16 protein-coding genes are annotated in these 17,612 nt (G+C 59.3%); 3 read left to right on the top strand and 13 right to left on the bottom strand.

What is annotated here, in order from left to right:
- Positions 1 to 277: 277 nt before the first annotated feature.
- From HMPREF0178_RS11970 to HMPREF0178_RS11960, 3 genes are all read right to left on the bottom strand, one after another.
- Entirely contained in the window at positions 278 to 1,567 is a 1,290-nt protein-coding gene (locus HMPREF0178_RS11970) for a TRAP transporter large permease (protein ID WP_009733633.1), read from the bottom strand.
- A gap of 10 nt (positions 1,568 to 1,577) precedes the next feature.
- Positions 1,578 to 2,150, bottom strand: coding sequence for a TRAP transporter small permease (locus HMPREF0178_RS11965; RefSeq protein ID WP_009733632.1), 573 nt, complete (start codon positions 2,148 to 2,150; stop codon positions 1,578 to 1,580).
- Between the two features lie 104 nt (positions 2,151 to 2,254).
- Positions 2,255 to 3,259, bottom strand: coding sequence for a TRAP transporter substrate-binding protein (locus HMPREF0178_RS11960; protein ID WP_005025567.1), 1,005 nt, complete (start codon positions 3,257 to 3,259; stop codon positions 2,255 to 2,257).
- A 597-nt stretch (positions 3,260 to 3,856) separates the two neighbouring features.
- Between HMPREF0178_RS11960 and HMPREF0178_RS11955 the strand changes: the two genes are divergently transcribed.
- Positions 3,857 to 4,825 (top strand): 4Fe-4S binding protein, encoded by a 969-nt coding sequence (locus HMPREF0178_RS11955; protein ID WP_009733631.1) that lies wholly within the window; start codon positions 3,857 to 3,859, stop codon positions 4,823 to 4,825.
- A 172-nt stretch (positions 4,826 to 4,997) separates the two neighbouring features.
- Positions 4,998 to 5,420: a hypothetical protein gene (locus HMPREF0178_RS11950; protein WP_009733630.1), complete on the top strand. Its 423-nt coding sequence runs from the start codon at positions 4,998 to 5,000 to the stop codon at positions 5,418 to 5,420.
- 308 nt (positions 5,421 to 5,728) lie between these two features.
- Here the strand turns inward: HMPREF0178_RS11950 and HMPREF0178_RS11945 are convergent, their stop codons facing one another.
- From HMPREF0178_RS11945 to upp, 4 genes are all read right to left on the bottom strand, one after another.
- The gene (locus tag HMPREF0178_RS11945; RefSeq protein WP_157134926.1) at positions 5,729 to 6,496 is read right to left on the bottom strand and encodes a GGDEF domain-containing protein; all 768 of its coding nucleotides are present in this window, start codon (positions 6,494 to 6,496) and stop codon (positions 5,729 to 5,731) included.
- Positions 6,497 to 6,509: 13 nt separating this feature from the next.
- Complete coding sequence (locus tag HMPREF0178_RS11940; protein ID WP_009733628.1) at positions 6,510 to 7,793, bottom strand: competence/damage-inducible protein A; 1,284 nt, start codon at positions 7,791 to 7,793, stop codon at positions 6,510 to 6,512.
- A gap of 261 nt (positions 7,794 to 8,054) precedes the next feature.
- On the bottom strand, positions 8,055 to 9,314 hold the full coding sequence (locus tag HMPREF0178_RS11935; RefSeq protein WP_009733627.1) for a uracil-xanthine permease family protein: 1,260 nt from the start codon (positions 9,312 to 9,314) through the stop codon (positions 8,055 to 8,057).
- Between the two features lie 116 nt (positions 9,315 to 9,430).
- Positions 9,431 to 10,057, bottom strand: coding sequence for a uracil phosphoribosyltransferase (upp, locus tag HMPREF0178_RS11930; protein ID WP_005025553.1), 627 nt, complete (start codon positions 10,055 to 10,057; stop codon positions 9,431 to 9,433).
- A 461-nt stretch (positions 10,058 to 10,518) separates the two neighbouring features.
- Between upp and gdhA the strand changes: the two genes are divergently transcribed.
- On the top strand, positions 10,519 to 11,877 hold the full coding sequence (gene gdhA, locus HMPREF0178_RS11925) for an NADP-specific glutamate dehydrogenase (RefSeq protein ID WP_009733626.1): 1,359 nt from the start codon (positions 10,519 to 10,521) through the stop codon (positions 11,875 to 11,877).
- Positions 11,878 to 12,239: 362 nt separating this feature from the next.
- On the opposite strand, the gene HMPREF0178_RS11920 is transcribed toward gdhA, so the two are convergent.
- The 6 genes from HMPREF0178_RS11920 to HMPREF0178_RS11890 form a co-directional block, all read right to left on the bottom strand.
- Positions 12,240 to 12,461 carry a hypothetical protein gene (locus tag HMPREF0178_RS11920; protein WP_009733625.1) on the bottom strand — a complete coding sequence of 74 codons (222 nt, stop codon included), beginning with the start codon at positions 12,459 to 12,461 and terminating at the stop codon, positions 12,240 to 12,242.
- A gap of 216 nt (positions 12,462 to 12,677) precedes the next feature.
- Positions 12,678 to 12,851 carry a hypothetical protein gene (locus HMPREF0178_RS11915; protein WP_005025547.1) on the bottom strand — a complete coding sequence of 58 codons (174 nt, stop codon included), beginning with the start codon at positions 12,849 to 12,851 and terminating at the stop codon, positions 12,678 to 12,680.
- A 33-nt stretch (positions 12,852 to 12,884) separates the two neighbouring features.
- Entirely contained in the window at positions 12,885 to 14,327 is a 1,443-nt protein-coding gene (locus tag HMPREF0178_RS11910) for a putative sulfate exporter family transporter (RefSeq protein WP_005025545.1), read from the bottom strand.
- 277 nt (positions 14,328 to 14,604) lie between these two features.
- Complete coding sequence (locus HMPREF0178_RS11905; RefSeq protein WP_009733624.1) at positions 14,605 to 15,000, bottom strand: hypothetical protein; 396 nt, start codon at positions 14,998 to 15,000, stop codon at positions 14,605 to 14,607.
- Positions 15,001 to 15,745: 745 nt separating this feature from the next.
- Positions 15,746 to 16,696, bottom strand: a complete 951-nt coding sequence (locus HMPREF0178_RS11895) for a polysaccharide deacetylase family protein (RefSeq protein ID WP_009733623.1) — start codon at positions 16,694 to 16,696, stop codon at positions 15,746 to 15,748.
- 74 nt (positions 16,697 to 16,770) lie between these two features.
- Positions 16,771 to 17,289, bottom strand: a complete 519-nt coding sequence (locus tag HMPREF0178_RS11890; protein WP_009733622.1) for a DUF1269 domain-containing protein — start codon at positions 17,287 to 17,289, stop codon at positions 16,771 to 16,773.
- Between the last annotated feature and the right edge of the window lie 323 nt (positions 17,290 to 17,612).

Genomic DNA, 17,612 nt, shown 5'->3' with positions numbered 1-17,612 from the left:
ATATATGAACCTTGAAAAGACATAGTGAGGTTTTGAGAAGGGCCCCCCTGAAGAAAAACTTGCCCGCCTTCCCGCCCGACAGGAACTCCCACCGCACGGCCTCCCCACCAGCCGAAAGTCTTTGAAAGGAGATGGGAGGGGGCCCGGGGGAGGGAAGAGGGAAACTTTCCTCAGAAAGTTTCCCTCTTCCCTCCCCCGCTCTTCCGCTCCCCCCCCCCACGCACAAAAAAAGGGCAGGCCCGCAAGCCCGCCCTTTCAACTACCCGGTTTCCCGGCGCTACTTCATGAGGAACTTCATGGGTTCGATGGACAGCGAGGGGAAGAACAGGAGCAGGAACAGCACCAGTATTTCCACGATAAGGAAGGGAGCCATGTTCCGCACCAGATTGCCGATCTTGATGTTCCCGATGCCGCAGACCACATAGAGCACCGTGCCCACGGGCGGCGTGATGACGCCGATGCCGAGGTTCAGGATGAACAGCAGCCCGAAGAAGTACGGATCGATGCCCGCCTGCTGGATCAGGGGGTAGAACACCGGCGCGAAAATCAGCACGTTCGGCGTCAGGTCCATCACCATGCCCGCAAGGAACAGGAAGACGTTGATCGAAAGCAGCAGAAGGATCGGGGAATCCACCAGCGGCTGGAAGAGTTCCGCCACCTGCATGGGGATTTGCGCCGAGGTGATGAACCAGCCCACAGCCGTGGCCGTGGCCACGATCAGCATGACGACGGAGGTGGTACGGGCCGCGCGGGCGCTCACGGCGAGCAGGCCCTTAAAGGTCAGTTCACGGTAATACAGGGTACATACGGCAATGGCATACATGCAGGCAAACGCGCCGCCTTCCGTGGGCGTGAAGACGCCGAACCGGATGCCGCCGAGCAGCAGCACGGGCATCATGAAGGCGGGCATGGCGTCCCGGATGATCTTCGAGGCTTCGCCCTTCTTGAATTCGATCTTTTCCTTGTACCCGTCAATGCGGACAATGAAGAACCACGTGACCATCAGGCAGATGCCGATGATCAGGCCGGGGACAAGACCGATCATGAACAGCTTGGTGATGGACAGGCCCACGGTCGCGCCGAGCAGGATAAAGTTCGTGCTCGGGGGAATGATGGGCCCGAGAATGGCACCGGACGCGATGACGCCGCCCGCGCGGCCGGGCTTATAGCCAGCCTGCGCCATCATGGGCAGGAGCAGGCTGCCGAGGGCCGCGGCTTCGCCCACGGAGCTGCCCATCAAACCCGCGAAGATCACGCTGGACACGATGGCGGCATAGCCGAGACCGCCGCGGACGCGGCCGATGATGAGCTGCGCCAGCTTGACCACCCGCTTCGACAGGCCGCCTTCGGTCATGATTTCACCGGCGAACACGAAGAAAGGAATGGCCATCAGCGGGTAGTTGTTCGCGCCGTCCAGCATGGACTGCGGGATGGTCATGACGAACATGCTGTCCCACATGCCGCCGTAATACATCAAAACCATAGAGCACAGAACAAGCACAATGGCGATCGGAATGCCCAACGCAAGGAAGCCGAACAGGCTGACCAGAAAAACGATAAGTTCCATGTTCTCTCCCCTATTCCGTTTTAGGCGCGGTGTTGAACTCGCTGGCGGGCGTGCGGATCAGCTGCACGATATCCCGCAAGTGGATGATGATCGCGGCAAAGGCCATGACGGGAAGCGTCCCGTTGATGAAGGCCATGTTCACGTCGGTAGCGACGGAATAGGTGTCCAGCGTCTGAAGCACCACGGAAATGCCGCCGAAAAGCAGCAGCACCAGAGCCGCAAGCATGAACAGGGAGGCGACGATGTCCACGGCCTTGCGCGATGTCCCGCTGATCATGTTGACGAACATGTCCACCGCGATGTGCTTGTGCCGGTAAAAAGCTTCGATGCCGCCGATGAACGTAATGTAGATGAAAAGGAACCGGGCCCATTCCTCACTCGGCGCAAAGCTCGAGCGGAACACGTACCGCAGGAAGGCATTGAAAAACACGAGGCCGATCATCCCCAAGAAAATGGCGGCGCAAAAGACTTCAAAGGCCCGTTCGCCTTTGCCTTTCGCGGCTTCTTCCTGGCGGATCTCCTCCTCGGTTTCGGTTTCCTCTATACGTTCCGGCGGCATGACCGGTTTGTTTTCACTGCTCATGATGTACCCCTGGGCGTGATGGTCGGGCCCATGCGACAGACATGGGCTTGAGGGAAAAAAAGGGCCTCCGGCCTGCGCCGGAAGCCCTGTTGAGAACGCAAACGTTACTTCGCCTGACGATAAGAGTCCGCGCTGTCAAGGATTTCCTTGGCATTCGGGACGGTGTCATAGAAAAGCTTCCAGCTGCGCTTGCCAGCGTCCTGCATGAACTTGTGCAGTTCGGGGGAAGGTTCGCTGACATGGCCGCCGGCTTCGGTGATGGTCTTCACGGCGTCCGCATCAACCTTTTCCACGAGATCCCACACGTAGTCGGCGGAACGCTTGGCGGCTTCGTCGATCCACTTCTTGTCCTGTTCGGGCAGGGACTGGTAGAACTTTTCGTTGATGTACAGGGAGTGGATGACGAGCAGGTGGCCGGTGAGGGTGATCTCAGGCGTGGTCTCGTACATCTTGATGCTCACGATATCGGACAGGGGGCTGTCGCCGCCGTCGATGACGCCCTGATCAAGCGCGCCGGTCACTTCGGCGAAAGGCATGGGCTGGCCGCTGATGCCGCATTCCTTGGCAAAGTTGATGTACAAGGGGATGTTCGGCACGCGCATACGCAGGTGCTTCATATCGTCGATGGTCGCCACCGGCTTTTTGGTGTAGAAATGGCGGAAGCCCAGGGGGAAGGCGTTCAGCACGCGCATACCGGACTTTTCGGTGAAGCCGTTGGTGATCAGTTCGAACGTCTTGCCGCCGTTCATGGCACGGCGGGCGTGGGCGTAGTCGTCGAACAGCATGGGCGTTTCGAGCATGGCCATGGAAGGCTGGATGGCGGACGTCTGGGTTCCGGTGGCGCACATCTGGATGATGCCCTTACGGGTGCTGGCGATGTAGGCGTCTTCCTTGCCGAGCTGGCTGTTCGGGAACACCTGCACGTCGTATTTGCCGCCGGACAGTTCCTTCAGGATTTCACCGAATTTACGCATACCGAGGGTTTCAGGTTCCCCGTCGGGCTTCATACCGGCCATTTTGATGACAACTTTGTCGGCCGCGAAGCTGGAAGTCGCGGTAACGCCGAGCAACAGACCGCAAGCGATGAGCAAGGCCAATGCACGTTTCATGTTTCTCCACCTTTTTACGGTTCGAATGTGAACATTTCTCCCCGGCTGCGTTTTCGTGAGGAAAAACATTCCTGACGTGCCGCGTGGGGAGATCTCCTGCCTTTCGCGCCTGTGCGCCCTCCTCCGCAGCTTCGCTCTGAGAACCGGAAACAAGCAGCAATGCTGGGAACCGGTTCATTTTCATTCCGTTTCACCCCTGTGAAAACGGCGTAGCGGCATAAACGGAGTTCGGCCGGGATTGACGGACACCCCCATGTCTCTCTTACGTCATTCCTCAGCCGAAAGAGGATAAAAACTATCAGGAAGCGAAAGGCAAGCCCCGTTCGATAGCGAGAATTATACTAATCTGAAATCTTTTTGTTGGGAATAGAGGAACGGGCCTCTTCTTTGTCATTCTTTTGTAACATTCGCGCTCTTTCCGAGATTTTTCTTAATAATTCAGTGGATAATAAAAAAGAAAAAATCTTTGGGGATGTTGCCCCGCGAGACCTCGAATTCCCCCTCCAGCCGGACGTTTCGACTGTTGACAAAGCGTCCCGCAAGATCGACAGGAATTCCGGCACCCTTTCGGACCGTTCCCTTTTTTGGAGTATTTTCATGCATCCTTTCTCTTCGGCGCGCCTGCACCGCCTTATCCAGCTTGGTTTCGTCCTCTTTCTCTCCTGGGTCGCGTGGCGGCTCTATGAGTATACCCAAGGGGTATCCGGAAACGGCGCATTCGTCCCCCGCCCCGCCGCCGCGGAAGCGTTCCTCCCCCTGAGCGCCCTGCTCGGCCTCAAGCGTTTCCTGCTCACCGGGCAATACGATCCCATCCATCCAGCGGGATTGACTATCCTGCTTGTCGCCTTGTGTACGGCCATCCTGTGCCGCCGGGGTTTCTGCGGCTACCTTTGCCCCGTCGGCTGGCTCTCCGGCCTCCTCGCCCGTCTGGGGACACGGCTTGGCGTGAGCTGCCGCCCCGGAAGGCGGCTCGAATGGCTCCTCTCCGCGCCCAAATACGTGCTTCTTGCCGCCATCCTGTACAGCTTCGTGGTCAGCATGGACCTCCCCAGCATCGAATGGTTCCTCAAGTCGCCCTACAACCTCGTCGCCGACATCAAGATGCTCCAGTATTTCCTTGCCCCCGGGACGCTGACCCTCGGAGTGATCGTCGTCATGGTTCTGGGCTCGATCTTCCTGCCGGGCTTCTGGTGCCGGGGCTTCTGCCCCTACGGCGCCCTGCTCGGCCTCCTATCGCTGCTCTCACCGATGGCGGTCAACCGTAACCCCGCCTCCTGCTCCGGCTGCGGGCGCTGCGCCGCGGCCTGCCCGTCACGGATTCCCGTCGACGAGCGCAAACGACTCTCCGGCCCCGAGTGTGTGGGCTGTACGGAATGCGTAAGCGCCTGCCCCTCCCGCTGCCTCGACGTACGGTTCGGCTACGGGACCGGAGCGCTCCGCTTTCCGGCATGGGGCATCGCCGCCGGGACGCTGCTCATCCTCCTGATCGGCTACGCAGCCGCCGTTTTCACCGGCCACTGGGAAGCGGATCTGCCCCCGCAGATGATCCGTATGTTCCTCAACTGACCGGTACAAACAATATGATAAGGCACACGAACGCCTTCATCCGGCGCTCCTTCCAGCCCCCCTTCCGTAATCCCAAACCGGAAACGGCGTTCCGCTGGATTCTATCGGCGGATTGTGCGACACTGCCACAGAAAACGGCCCTTTCCTTCAGATCGCAACAAGGATGCTTTCAATGTCGCAAGCACAGCTCCCCAACGAATTGGCAACCTTCCTCGAAAATTGGACGACCGACCCCAACAACGCGAAGGACGCCTTCGTCCGCTTCAAGGATTTCCTGCTCGCCACCCCGGATGTGCGCTTTGATTTCAAGGCCCGCCCCGGCGTGAGCTACTCCCTGCGTGCCGCCAATGCCAAGAACGACGAACGCCCGCTGTTCGTACTCGTGGACGTGGTGGACGACGAACCCGAAGCCCGCTGGCTTTCCGTCTGCTTTTACGCGGATATGGTCAACGATCCCAATGAACTGGGCGATTTCGTCCCGTCCGGGCTCATGGGGAAGGATGCCTGCTGCCTCAACCTTGAGGAAGATGATCCCGCCATGCGTGACTATATCCTCGCCCGCCTTGGCGAGGCCGCCGCATCCGCCGCGAAATAACGCCCGGAACGGAGTGTGGAACAGCCCCTCCCCAACCGGGAAGGGACCTCAGTGCGCACAAAGGAGGCTGACCGCAACGCCAGGCCCGTTCTCTCTTTGCGGGGAAGCCATTCCCTGCCGGGATGGTGTGCCGGAATGGAGAAGCGACGCCCTCCCTCTATAAGAGGATGACGCCAAGCAATGCTGCCCACTCCCGATAGCGCTGCCGCCCCTAATCGGAAGAAGCCCCGGAGCCGTCACTCCGGGGCTTTTTCAGCATAGCCAGACATCAAAAAAGGACTTTACCGACAGGGGGCACCGCCTACCCGCTAAAACACTCGGCCATATCCGCTATCGGTGAACGTTGACGGGCGATAGCGCCACAGCCGATCCCGCCCTTCACCCTTAGCGCGATACATGGCGACATCGGCGTTCTTGAGCAGGCGAGCGGGGGTAGCGGCCTCCAGCGAATGAAACGCGACACCCACGGACGAGCTGATGCGGGCCTCTCCCTCTTGCAGCGGGAACGGGGCACGGATCGCCTCAAGAATACATTCGGCCGTCCGGAGAACATCCTTTTCCGCCAGATCAATGAGCAGCACGGCAAACTCATCCCCGCCCATGCGCCCGATGAGCCCCCGATCGCCGACGCATCCCCGCAACCGGGCCGCGCCCTGTACGAGCAGTTCGTCGCCCGCGGCATGTCCAAGCGAGTCGTTGACTTCCTTGAACCGATCAAAGTCGACCAGCAGCAAGGCCAGCCCAGAGCCACATTCCAGTGCGCTCCCACAGGCTTTGTGGAGCATTTCCTCAAACATGGCCCGGTTCGGCAGCCCGGTCAGGGGATCATGGCGTGCCTGCGCCAGAGCGGTTCTGGTTGAAAACAGGTCTTCAATCAGGTTTTCCAACTGGAATTCCCGGACCTCTTTCTGCACAATGAGCGTGCCGATCTGCTCAGCCAGCCGCCCCACGGACGCAGGGACGGACGGGTCGTTCGTATACCGGAACAAGGCGCGCACCTGTTCGGCATCCCCCCAGACGATGTCTTTGACGATCCGGGTTATATCATTGAGGCAAGCTTCGTAATCGTGCTTCACATCGGCCCCGCATCTACAGCGTTGTCGCCGGTCCGGCACTCTGAACCGGCTCCAGAGGCAGGTCGGACAAATACCGCCGCACCATATCAAGCGCAGTGCCCGCGGCGCGATCCCGAAGCCAGCCGCGGCCATGAACCCGGCCGGGAGGCGTCATCCTCCGGACCCACGTCCGCGTGCCGTCACTGAGCGCAATATAGATGAGCCCCACGGGCTTTTCCGGCGTCCCTCCGGTCGGCCCGGCGACGCCGGTGATGCCGATGCCGAGTTCGCTGCCCGATACTTCGCGCACGCCTTCGGCCATGGCCCGGGCCACAGGTTCGCTTACGGCCCCGTGTTCCTCAAGCATGGCGGAGGGCACGCCGAGCAGCTTCATCTTGGCTTCGTTGGCGTAGGTCACAAGGCCCATGCCGAAGACTTCCGACGCGCCGGAAACGTCCGTGATGAGCTTCGCCACCAGACCGCCCGTGCAGGATTCGGCGGTGGCCAGATGCAGCCCCTTTTCACTGAGCAGCCGGACGACCACGCTTTCCAGATTGTCCACATCCACGCCGTAGACCACATCTCCGTACCGGCGGCAAATCTCTTCGACCACGGGACGGCACAGCGCCTCGGCGGCCTCTTCGCTCTCAGCCCGTGCCGTCACCCGCACGAACATCTCGTTTTCCTTCGCATAGGTCGCCGCCGTCGGGTTCGCCGCATCGGTCAGATCAGCAATCTTCAACGCACCCGCCCCCTCGCCGAGCCCGAACGTGCGGATCATGCACGAGTGGATGACGGCGTGGCTCCCTTCTTTCAGGAAGGGGACGACATAATGCTGCAACATGGGGACCAGCTCGGAAGGCGGCCCCGGCAGCATGACGATTACCTTGCCGGACGCCGTCCGCACGCCGCAGCCCGGCGCGGTCCCGATATCGTTGGGGAAGACGGTCGCGCCCTCGGGCAGCATGGCCTGCTTGCGCTGGTTCTCGCCCATCGCCGGGCGTCCCTTGAAGTAGCTTTCCAGACGGCGCAGGCTGTCCTCATGGATCTTCAGCGGAGCGCCAGCCACCCTGGCGATGGTTTCCTTGGTCAGATCGTCGTCCGTGGGACCCAAGCCGCCCGTCGTAATGACAACATCGCTGCGGCCCAGCGCTTCTTCCAGCGCGTCCCGCAGCCTCCCCGGATTATCGCCCACGGTACAGGCAAAAAGCAGGTTGACCCCGATGGCGGAGAGCTCGCGCGCGACAAACGCCGCGTCCGTGTTGATCGTATGCCCGAGCAAGAGCTCGGTCCCTACCGAAATGATTTCAGCATTCATGGCAAACTCGGTTGCGGAGATGAGCGGAAATGACTTTTTGGGGGAAGGCCCCCTTTGGAAGAAAACCCTTCCAAAACCTGCCAGCGCGGCTCGCGCCACCCCATCCCCCTAAAACTTTTCCTTCACGGTTACAACAAAAGTTTCCGGGGGGATATCGGAAAGGAGGGGCCAATTGGCAAGCATTCCCCCGCTCGAAAGGGTTGTGGAGGAAAACAGGGAGGAATGTTGTTGCCGGACATCCCTCCCCAGTCTTCATCCTTGCTATTCGGACTTCACTTTCTTGTGGACATGAACCGCTCTGGGAAGGAAAAGATTCAACAGCACCCCGGTGACGGCGGCAAGCCCGATGCCGCCGAGGCGGAACGAGCCGATATTAAAGGTCATGCCGCCCACGCCGAAGATGATGATCAGCGCGACGACGGCGAGGTTGCGGGGCTCCATCAAGTCTTCGCCAGCGCGGACCAGCGTGTTCAGGCCCACCACCATGATGGCCCCGAACAGCAGAATCATGATCCCGCCCATGACCGGGACGGGGATGGAACTCAAGAACGCGCCGAGCTTGTTGACGCACGAGAGCACGATGGCCCAAATGGCGGCCCACGTCATGACGCCGGGGTTGAACGCCCGGGTCAGGGCCACCGCCCCGGTCACTTCCGAATAGGTCGTGTTCGGCGGCCCGCCGATGAAGCTCGCCAGCATCGTGGCGATGCCGTCGCCGAGCATGGTGCTCTTGATGCCGGGGTCCTTGAGGAAGTCCTTCCCCGTCACTGAGCTGATGGCGATGATATCCCCGAAATGCTCAATGGCCGGGGCGAGGGTAATGGGGATGATGAACAGGATGGCTTCCCAGCGGAACTCGGGGAATACGAAATCCGGAACGCCGAACCACGGCGCGGCGGCCACCTTGCTGAAATCGTGGATGCCGAGCCCGATGGCGCACAGGTAGCCTACGGCGATGCCCGACATGATGGGGATAAGGCGTATCATGCCGCGCCCGAGCAGGGAAACGAGCACCGTCGTCGCCAGCGCCGCCATCGAAATGATCAGCGCCGTGTTCTCGGGGACAAGCACCGCGCTGCCGTCCCCGGCCTTGCCGAGGGCCATGTTCACCCCGACAGGAGCCAGCACAAGGCCGATGACGATGATCACCGGCCCGGTCACGATGGGCGGCAGCAGGCGCATGATGATCTCCGTGCCGCGCCAACGGATGATGAAGCTCAGCACCACATAGACGGCACCGGCCACGACCATGCCGCCCAGCGTCGCGGGAAGCCCCCAAGTCTGCACGCCATAGATGATCGGCGCAATGAACGCGAAGGACGACGCGAGAAAAATGGGCACCTTGCCGCGTGTGCAAATCTGAAAAATCAGCGTGCCCACGCCGGCCGTAAACAAGGCCACGTTGGTGCTCATGCCCGTCAGGATCGGCACCAGCACCAGCGCGCCGAATGCCACGAAAAGCATCTGCGCACCGAGCAGGGAATCTTTCAACCGAAAAGAATACGTCGTATCCGACTCCATCTCCACTCCTCAGAAAAAAATGTATGTTCCCTGTCCTCTGGCGGCTCCCGCATACCGGGCTTGAGGGGAACGGCTCCCCCCAGCCGGATCGGCGGCAGCGCCTCGCCGCCTGCCCGCTACCGCGTGCCGAAGATGCGGTCCCCGGCGTCGCCGAGGCCGGGGATGATGTAGCCGTGCTCGTCGAGATGGGAGTCGACGGCGGCCGTATAAATGTCCACGTCGGGATGCGCTTCCTCGACGCGCTTGATGCCTTCGGGAGCGCACACGAGATTGAGGCTGAGGATGCGCTTGCAGCCCCGCTTCTTGAGGAGATCGATCGTGGCGATGAGCGAGCCGCCGGTCGCCAGCATGGGATCAAGGATAATGGCGATGCGCTGGTCGATCTCCTTGGCGAGCTTCACGTAGTACTCTACGGGCTCCAGCGTCTCTTCGTTCCGGTACAGGCCGACGACGCTGATCTTCGCGCCCGGGACCATGTCCAGAACGCCGTCCATCAGGCCAAGCCCGGCCCGGAGAATGGGAACGATGGTCACCATCTTGCCGGAAATGGATTCCACTTCCACGGGCCCGGCCCAGCCTTTGATGGTCCGCTTTTCGGTCTTGAACTGCTTGGTGGCTTCATACATGAGCAACCGGGCGATTTCCTTGGCCAGCATACGGAATTCGCTGGTGGAGGTGGATTCCTTTCTAAGGATACCCAGTTTGTGCCGCACGAGAGGATGATCAACTACATGAACCGCCATACCCATTCTCCTCTGAATAAAAGGATTCCCGAAACGCTTCCAAAACGCATGGGGCCGCCGAAGCGGGAAGCCAACCCCATCCAACAGGCCAAATAAATTGGAAGACCTTATGCCGAGGCCGAGGGTTTGTCAAAATCACGCTCCGAGCGGCCGTCCTCGGCACGCCCCGCGCCCGGCCTCCGCGGATTTGGGCAAAGGCCTCCGGCTTACTGCAAAGGGGGGATTACAAAATCGTAGTTAACATTTTTGTAAACAACAATATTCCCTTTGAGATAGGCACGGTTATGCGAAAAATGGCAAAAACGCCTTGCCATAAGGACTAAAAAGGCATAAAAACGGCACACATTTTCCTTGAAATCCTGTTTCAGGGCGTGCCACGGGATTGTGTGTTTCTCAAATTGTCAAAACAGGAGTTCTCTCCCTCTGAGAAAGGGAGGGGTCCCCGCCAAGGAGCTTACGTCATGGCTTCGAGCTACGTGCAGAAAGTTATCCGCAGTGTGAAGAAGAACAACCCCCACCAGCCGGAGTTCATTCAGGCGCTGGAAGAAGTCCTCCACTCGCTGGAACCGCTTTTTCTGAAGGACCCCAAGTACCAGCAGAACGGCATCCTCGAACGCATCGTCGAACCCGAACGCCAGATCATGTTCCGCGTGGCATGGACGGACGACAAGGGCCGCGTGCAGGTGAACCGCGGCTACCGCGTCCAGTTCAACTCCGCCCTCGGCCCCTACAAGGGCGGCTTCCGCTTCCACCCCAGCGTCAACCTGAGCATCTTGAAATTCCTCGGTTTTGAGCAGATCTTCAAGAACAGCCTGAGCGGCCTCTCCATCGGCGGCGCCAAGGGCGGCAGCGACTTCGATCCCAAGGGCAAGTCCGACGCCGAAGTCATGCGCTTCTGCCAGGCCTTCATGACGGAAGCCTCCCGCTACATCGGCAGCACCATCGACGTGCCCGCCGGGGACATCGGCGTGGGAGCCCGCGAAATCGGCTACATGTTTGGCCAGTACAAGCGCCTGACCTCCAGCTTTGAAGGCGTGCTTACCGGCAAGGGCCTCAAATGGGGCGGCTCGCTGGCCCGCAAGGAAGCCACCGGGTACGGCAGCGTCTACTTTGCCTCCAACATGCTCAAGGCCCGCAACATGGATCTGGAAGGCGCCACCTGCGCCGTGTCCGGCTCCGGCAACGTGGCTATCTACACCATCGAAAAGCTGTACCAGCTCGGCGCCAAACCCGTGACCGCCAGCGACTCGCGCGGCTGCATCTACCACCCCGCCGGCATCAACCTCGACGCCCTCAAGCAGGTCAAGGAAGTCGAGCGCGCGTCCCTCGCCCGCTACGCCGAGCTCTGCAAAGACGCCAAGTATATCCCCGCGAAGGAATACCCCAAAGATCAGCATCCCGTGTGGAACGTGCCCTGCAAGCTCGCTTTCCCGAGCGCCACGCAGAACGAAGTCAGCGGCGCCGACGCGGCCAACCTCATCAAGAACGGCTGTGTCCTCGTATGCGAAGGCGCCAACATGCCCTCCACCCCCGAAGCGGTGGAAGCCTTCCTTCAGGCCGGGCTCGCCTTCGGGCCCGGCAAGTGCGCCAACGCGGGCGGCGTGTCCACCAGCCAGCTCGAAATGGCTCAAAACGCCAGTATGCAGTCCTGGACCTTTGAAGAAGTCGACGCCAAGCTCAAGAACATCATGGCCAACATCTTCAAGGCCGCCCATGAAACCGCCGAGGAATTCGGCGTGCCCGGCAACTATGTCCTCGGTGGCAACATTGCCGGCTTCCGCAAGGTGGCCGACTCCATGATCGAGCAGGGCCTGTATTAAGAGCGTGTGTGAATACCGGGGGAGGACCTTTCTGAAGAAAGGTCCTCCCCCGGCCCCCCTCCCCAAAGACTTTTGACTGATGGAGAGGCGGCGCGACGGCAGTTCCGAAACGCCATTGCCCAAACCCGCCCTCCTCTCCGCAAAAAGAAAAGAGCCCGGATGCACAACGCATCCGGGCTCTTTTCCGGTTTTTTTCCACAATCCACATAACACTGCCCTCTCTCCTTATGCAACACCGGTCCCGCCGCTTCCGTTTGGTTAAAAAGGGGCGGCGGATACGCACAGCGTTGGCGTCAGGAGATACGGGGTATTGGGAAAAAAGGGGGCACAGTAAACAGCAGTGAAGCCCTCCTTCCCCAAAATCAACTCTCCCCAACAGGAAAAACTTCCCACGCCTCCATATGGCAAAGGTTGGCACCGGGATGTTGGGCACAGGCCGGGCTCTGCTCGCAGGCCTCGGCTGCAGGCCAATGCGTGAACCGTTCCAACGCGTCCTGAAACGAAGGGGCTTCGACAGTCTGCTCTTTGCGAATCCTGAGATTCTCGCCGGAACCCTCAATGTAATGGACTCTGTAGCGGCTCATGATGCGTTCCATATATCCTGTGAGGCGAAATTCGGAGAACCCGGAGGGGGCCGGGTTCTCTTTGCGCCTTCCCGAAGGAGGAGTCTCCGGGAAGGCGTTCCGAGTGGCTTACCCTTGCATGGGCGGCGACGGCGAGGCGCAAAGGCGTGTGCGCGCCCCGTGAATCCTTCGGAACCCCCGTAAAAAGTTCCGTCCGCCCTTCCCTACGCCGACGGCTTAGCCGTGGGCGCCGGGAGCAATGAAGTCGCTGAGGAAATAGAGAGCCACGAGCAGGAACACGCCGAGAGCCCAGCTCCAATGGATGAGCTTCAGTTCGGTAGCGTCCAGCGGCTCATACTCCATCTTCTGCACTTCTTCGTGAAACTTCACGTTCTTAGTATCTTCTGCCATGTCAGTCTCCTTTATAGCTGAAAATGGAAGAGGTTAGCCAGCGATAACCGGAGGCGTCATGCCGTGGAAGAACAGCCACGAGATGAACAGGCCGAGCCAAATGATGAAGCCGAAGAGACATACGACGTACACAATGGCGAGCCTGCCGATGCCTTCTTCCATAAGCTTATGGAAGTTGGACACCATACCGATGGTGAAGAAGGTCAGGGTGAAGAAAATGGTGCGCAGGGGTCCGAGGGTGCTGATCACGCTCTTGCCGAGGGGCTGCCATTCCACGTTCACGCAGATGAACAGCATGATCACGAAGGTCAGCAGATACCCGAGCACGAAGCGGGGGAAACGGGCGAGCACGTCGCCGAAGTTCATGGTACGGCCGCTGTTGGTCTTGTCGAACTTCGCGGTCCACACCCAGGCGAGAACCAGGGACCACACGCCGATGAACACGTCGATGAAGATCTTCACGGTCGTGGTGACCATGGTGACCCACCCGGCTTCCCAGTGGACGCCGAGGAGTTCGAGCGCACGGGCGCGGATCAGGGAGTCGGCGATGGCGCCGGAAGCGATGGCGCCGCCGTCGGACTTCACCGCGAGGCCCATCCAGCCGCCGGCCACCATGGGCTCGCTGTACAGGAAGTGGGAAGCGATGAAGGGCAGGATCAGCATTTCGATGCAGGTGAACACCACGATCAGCGAGGACACCATGATGGGCACCACAGGCCGGGCGCGGATGGAACTCCCCGTAGCGATGGCGGCGGACACGCCGCAGATGGAGATACCGGAAGCCAGCGGGACAGCCCATTCACGGCTGAACTTGAAGTACTTGCGGGCTACGTAATACACGAAGGCCCAGTACAGGAGATAGGCTTCCACGATGGCGCACAGGCCTCGGAAAATGATCGTCCCGGCCATGCCGGAAGCTGCGGCGGCCTTCACGCCGAGTTCGGCGCCGAGGACCACGATGGCGATCTTGACGAACAATTCGGGACGGCAGGCGTCATGCAAGCTTTCGGCAATGCGCGGGAACGCGTTGCTGATGAAAATACCGGCGACAAGCGCCACAATGAAACCCGCTTCCGTAGTCAGGCCGATCGACCAGTCGATACCGAACTTGGCCTGCGCGTCGGGCGTAGCCGCGATATGGGCGTTCGCGCCGAACATGTAGCAGATTTCGCTGATGAAAAAGACGACCGTAAACGACTTGACGAACCGAGCGACATTGCCGCCGAGCAGCTTGATGCCGAACGACAGGATCGCCGTCAGAGCCACATACGTGCACAGCAGAGAAACGACACCAGAGATCGTTCCCTTGTATGCGCCTGTGGTGGCAGAGAAGGCCTTGTCCATGCTGGTCCACATATTAGTGCTGACTACCCAGCCCAACACGTCGAGATGCGCCAGATTCAACGCGGCCAAAAGGAAGATGAAACAACCCGTCAACAGGGCTATCTTATCTTCGTTCAGATTGGTCTTTGCCATAGCCATATCCTCTTGTAAAACTGTACCGGACGGCTGACTTCGCCACCATGGCGAAAGCGTCCATCTGTATCCGAGCAGGCGACGCGATCCCTAGCCGAACCGCAACCTGACAGGAAACCGTTGTGAAAGACCATCCCTCTGAAAAAGGAACAGCTTTTATAAAGAATTGCTTGGGAAGAACCTGCCCGATACGGAACGGGCGCAAACGAACGCAGCTTCCAAAAGAAAGGAAGCCGTGAGGACGCGCGTCATGACGGATCAGACGATCCGCTGACGGCTACGCGAAGCAGGGGGGAGCGAGAGAGAAGGGAAGCAGGCCCCAAGAGTCGGACTTTCGGAGCGTGGGCACATAATGCCGCACGAACAGCCGCACTACAGAAGAGACGGCAAGCCCAAGCTGGAGCATGAAGAGGACCATCAACGGGACGAGATGCCTCAGAGGGGCCTTCGAAGCAACCGTCTCCATGCATTCCTCAAAGGATTCCAGGATGACCGGAGACTGCTTCTGCATGTCGGTAAGGGCACTGCCCGAATCGTACACGACGACCTTCTGCACATCCGCGTGAAGGATATTCGTATCGCCAAACAGGGAGCAGACAAGCGCCAGCAACATGAAAGGAATGAACATTCCCTTCATGAAGGATTCACGGCGCTGTCTTTCCAAAAGAGTCATACGTCTTCCGATACGAAAAGCTTCATTGTGACGGGGCGTCCATGACGGCACAACACTCGCGCGCTGCATTCCCGCCTCCACTCCGGAAGCGATATTGCCGTTGCGGACACCTAGCATTGTGAGAATAATAGCACGGAGGCCTTTTCATGACAAGCGTTCCATTCTCTTTTGCTGTTTTTCACAATGAGGAATAGAGACAAATGGTTGGAAGATGTTTATTCAAGCTGGCCGGAGCGTGGATTTTCGACAGTCATCCTCGCTGAAAGCCTTTTTCCTGATAATGCGGACCGTTGCTGAAAAACGGATGGTTCTTTTTATAACGCCGCATGTCGACAAAAAGCATAGCAGAATGCTCAACCATCCTCTCTTGCTGGATAAAGAGACGTTTCGGCGAGCTTTCTCAAGTAAGGATAAAGTTCAGATTTACGCTGATCAATGAGCATTTTCTCCCAAGATAAAACATCTTATCTTTACTTATGGTTATGCTATTGTCTTCAACTTCGTTATGGTTAGCCTCATGCAATCCGTCCTCACCGCAATACGGTGCACCACTTTAGTAGAGATGTAGTGCATCGACACGGCCGGATACAGAGCTTCTTGGCGGATTTGCACAGCTTTCCTTGATTGAGCAGAATGGTATCGGTGCCTGCCGTGAGTTTCCGATAGCTGGCCGGAATGACATGTGAAGGGAGCCCGTTGTATCGGAAACGCCGTGCCTGCCGCCCTTTCATCGCTATGGAAGGGCTTACTTCCTGCGCCCCGTACCGTCGATTCCGAAATGCGTATCAAGGCTCAGGTTGTCGCCGGGTTTGTTGAAATAGCCGTCCCGCGTGCGCTGCGGTTCCCCGAGCTTGAGCAGTTCTCCGACGGTCACGAAACGATACCCTTTCCGCTGGAGCTCTCCAACGGTTTCCTTGAGCATGGACGCCGATCCCTTGGGCACCCGGTTGGCATGGAACAGGATAATCGCGCCGGGCCGCACCTGCCCGGCCACCCGCGCACCCATACCGTGGACCGCGTTGTCCTGCGGCGTTTCCGCAACCACGCTCCACTGGATCACCTGCAGTCCCTCACGCGCAAGCAGCGCAAGCGCCTTGTCCGTACATCTGCCGTAAGGCAGGCGGAACAACGTTACGGCTTCCGGCAGCTCGACGCTGCGCCCTTCCGCCTGAGCCCTTTTCAGGATCTCCTCGTGCAACAGCTCATATTCCGCCTGCGCCCAGCGGATCTGCTCCAACATGGCCTTTTCGCTCATAATGCCGAAATTGCCATGCGACCACCCGTGATTGCCGATCTCAAAAAGAGGATCGGCCATAAGCTGCATGGCCCGCTCGCTGTGGGACCGCATCCACTTGCCGCCCATGAACAGGGTGGCCGGGATCCGCTTCTCACGCAGGAAATCGATGATTTCAGCATCGTATCCTGTGGTCATGGTGGACAGTTCGCACAGATCAAACGTCAATGCCGCCACTTTTTCCTTGGTGGCCACGCGGCGTATGGTGCCTTCATCTTGAACCGGAAGAGGAGGAAGAACCTGTTCGGGAACCGTGCGTTCCGGCGGAGCGGGATTGTTGGGAACGGCGTGCCGGGCGTCCTCGGGCAGAAAACCGGGTTCGGGATGCCACAACGACGACGCCCGTGCCGGAAAAGCTAGCGCAACCACAACCAGACAACAGACAATGATCCTGTGCAGCATGAAAAAACCTGACGTGTTGACTGTTGGAAGGGCCCCCACAGTAACAGCATCAGGTTTCGAAAGATAGGCAGGGCTCAGGACGTTTTCTTGGCACGTTCCGCGGTCATTTCCTCAAAGAGCTTTTCCATCTGGTACTCGTCCTCCAGCTTGAGGTCGGTACTCAGGACGACGCCGTCGGAATTGCCGAGCGCACGCAACATTTCGTCGACGGCTTCCTTCTTCAGAGGGATGAACAGCGCCGAGCTGCCGGGTTTCAGGTGCGTCGCCAGTTCGTTCATAAAGCGGTGGCTGATGCCGAAATCGCCCACCTCGCCGGTCGCCGCGCCGAGCCCGGCCCCCGCGACAATGCCGAGCAGCGGGTTGAGGAACAGGAATCCGATCAGCGCGCCCCACACGCCGCCGATCAGCGCGCCGTCCTTGGCGAGGGCGTGCGTATATTGGAGATGTACCTTTCCTTCCTTATCGCAGACCGCGGCTACCATTTTGGAGCAATCCACCAGCCCGGCGAGTTCTTCCCGCCCCCGCAGCTCCACCCGGTACGCTTCCGCCCGATCCATGTCTTCCCTGAAAATCACAGCAATGAGGCTCTGCATGGCAACACTCCTTACTTTGTTGATTCCGGATAAACTACTTGGGTCCGTCTGAGAGCGCTGTGATTATCATTGAGGGATGGGGGATACGCACCGGGGGAGGACGCTTTTTGAAAAAAGCGCCCTCCCCCGGACCCCCTCCCGCAAAAACTTCGACTGGTGGGGAGGTTGCGCAAAGGAAGTACCGTTGCATGACGTTACCCAATTGTTGCCTCCTCTTTTCCAAACAAAAAAGCCATTCACAGGAACGGCTTCACAACATCGGCACCCCCAACAAGAGGGATTCGATAAGGTCAAAAGTCTTTGCGGGTGGAGGGGTGGGGTTT

The sequence above is a fragment of the Bilophila sp. 4_1_30 genome (genome assembly GCF_000224655.1).
Taxonomy (GTDB): Bacteria; Desulfobacterota; Desulfovibrionia; order Desulfovibrionales; family Desulfovibrionaceae; genus Bilophila; species Bilophila wadsworthia.
Note: the sequence above shows the minus strand (reverse complement) of the source record. Positions and strands in the feature narration are given on the sequence as shown.

Excerpts from the sequence above, each read along its gene's own strand:
- HMPREF0178_RS11970 (WP_009733633.1), bottom strand. The coding sequence starts at position 1,567 with ATGGAACTTATCGTTTTTCTGGTCAGCCTGTTCGGCTTCCTTGCGTTG.
- HMPREF0178_RS11965 (WP_009733632.1), bottom strand. The coding sequence starts at position 2,150 with ATGAGCAGTGAAAACAAACCGGTCATGCCGCCGGAACGTATAGAGGAA.
- HMPREF0178_RS11960 (WP_005025567.1), bottom strand. The coding sequence starts at position 3,259 with ATGAAACGTGCATTGGCCTTGCTCATCGCTTGCGGTCTGTTGCTCGGC.
- HMPREF0178_RS11955 (WP_009733631.1), top strand. The coding sequence starts at position 3,857 with ATGCATCCTTTCTCTTCGGCGCGCCTGCACCGCCTTATCCAGCTTGGT.
- HMPREF0178_RS11950 (WP_009733630.1), top strand. The coding sequence starts at position 4,998 with ATGTCGCAAGCACAGCTCCCCAACGAATTGGCAACCTTCCTCGAAAAT.
- HMPREF0178_RS11940 (WP_009733628.1), bottom strand. The coding sequence starts at position 7,793 with ATGAATGCTGAAATCATTTCGGTAGGGACCGAGCTCTTGCTCGGGCAT.
- HMPREF0178_RS11935 (WP_009733627.1), bottom strand. The coding sequence starts at position 9,314 with ATGGAGTCGGATACGACGTATTCTTTTCGGTTGAAAGATTCCCTGCTC.
- upp (WP_005025553.1), bottom strand. The coding sequence starts at position 10,057 with ATGGCGGTTCATGTAGTTGATCATCCTCTCGTGCGGCACAAACTGGGT.
- gdhA (WP_009733626.1), top strand. The coding sequence starts at position 10,519 with ATGGCTTCGAGCTACGTGCAGAAAGTTATCCGCAGTGTGAAGAAGAAC.
- HMPREF0178_RS11920 (WP_009733625.1), bottom strand. The coding sequence starts at position 12,461 with ATGAGCCGCTACAGAGTCCATTACATTGAGGGTTCCGGCGAGAATCTC.
- HMPREF0178_RS11915 (WP_005025547.1), bottom strand. The coding sequence starts at position 12,851 with ATGGCAGAAGATACTAAGAACGTGAAGTTTCACGAAGAAGTGCAGAAG.
- HMPREF0178_RS11910 (WP_005025545.1), bottom strand. The coding sequence starts at position 14,327 with ATGGCAAAGACCAATCTGAACGAAGATAAGATAGCCCTGTTGACGGGT.
- HMPREF0178_RS11905 (WP_009733624.1), bottom strand. The coding sequence starts at position 15,000 with ATGACTCTTTTGGAAAGACAGCGCCGTGAATCCTTCATGAAGGGAATG.
- HMPREF0178_RS11895 (WP_009733623.1), bottom strand. The coding sequence starts at position 16,696 with ATGCTGCACAGGATCATTGTCTGTTGTCTGGTTGTGGTTGCGCTAGCT.
- HMPREF0178_RS11890 (WP_009733622.1), bottom strand. The coding sequence starts at position 17,289 with ATGCAGAGCCTCATTGCTGTGATTTTCAGGGAAGACATGGATCGGGCG.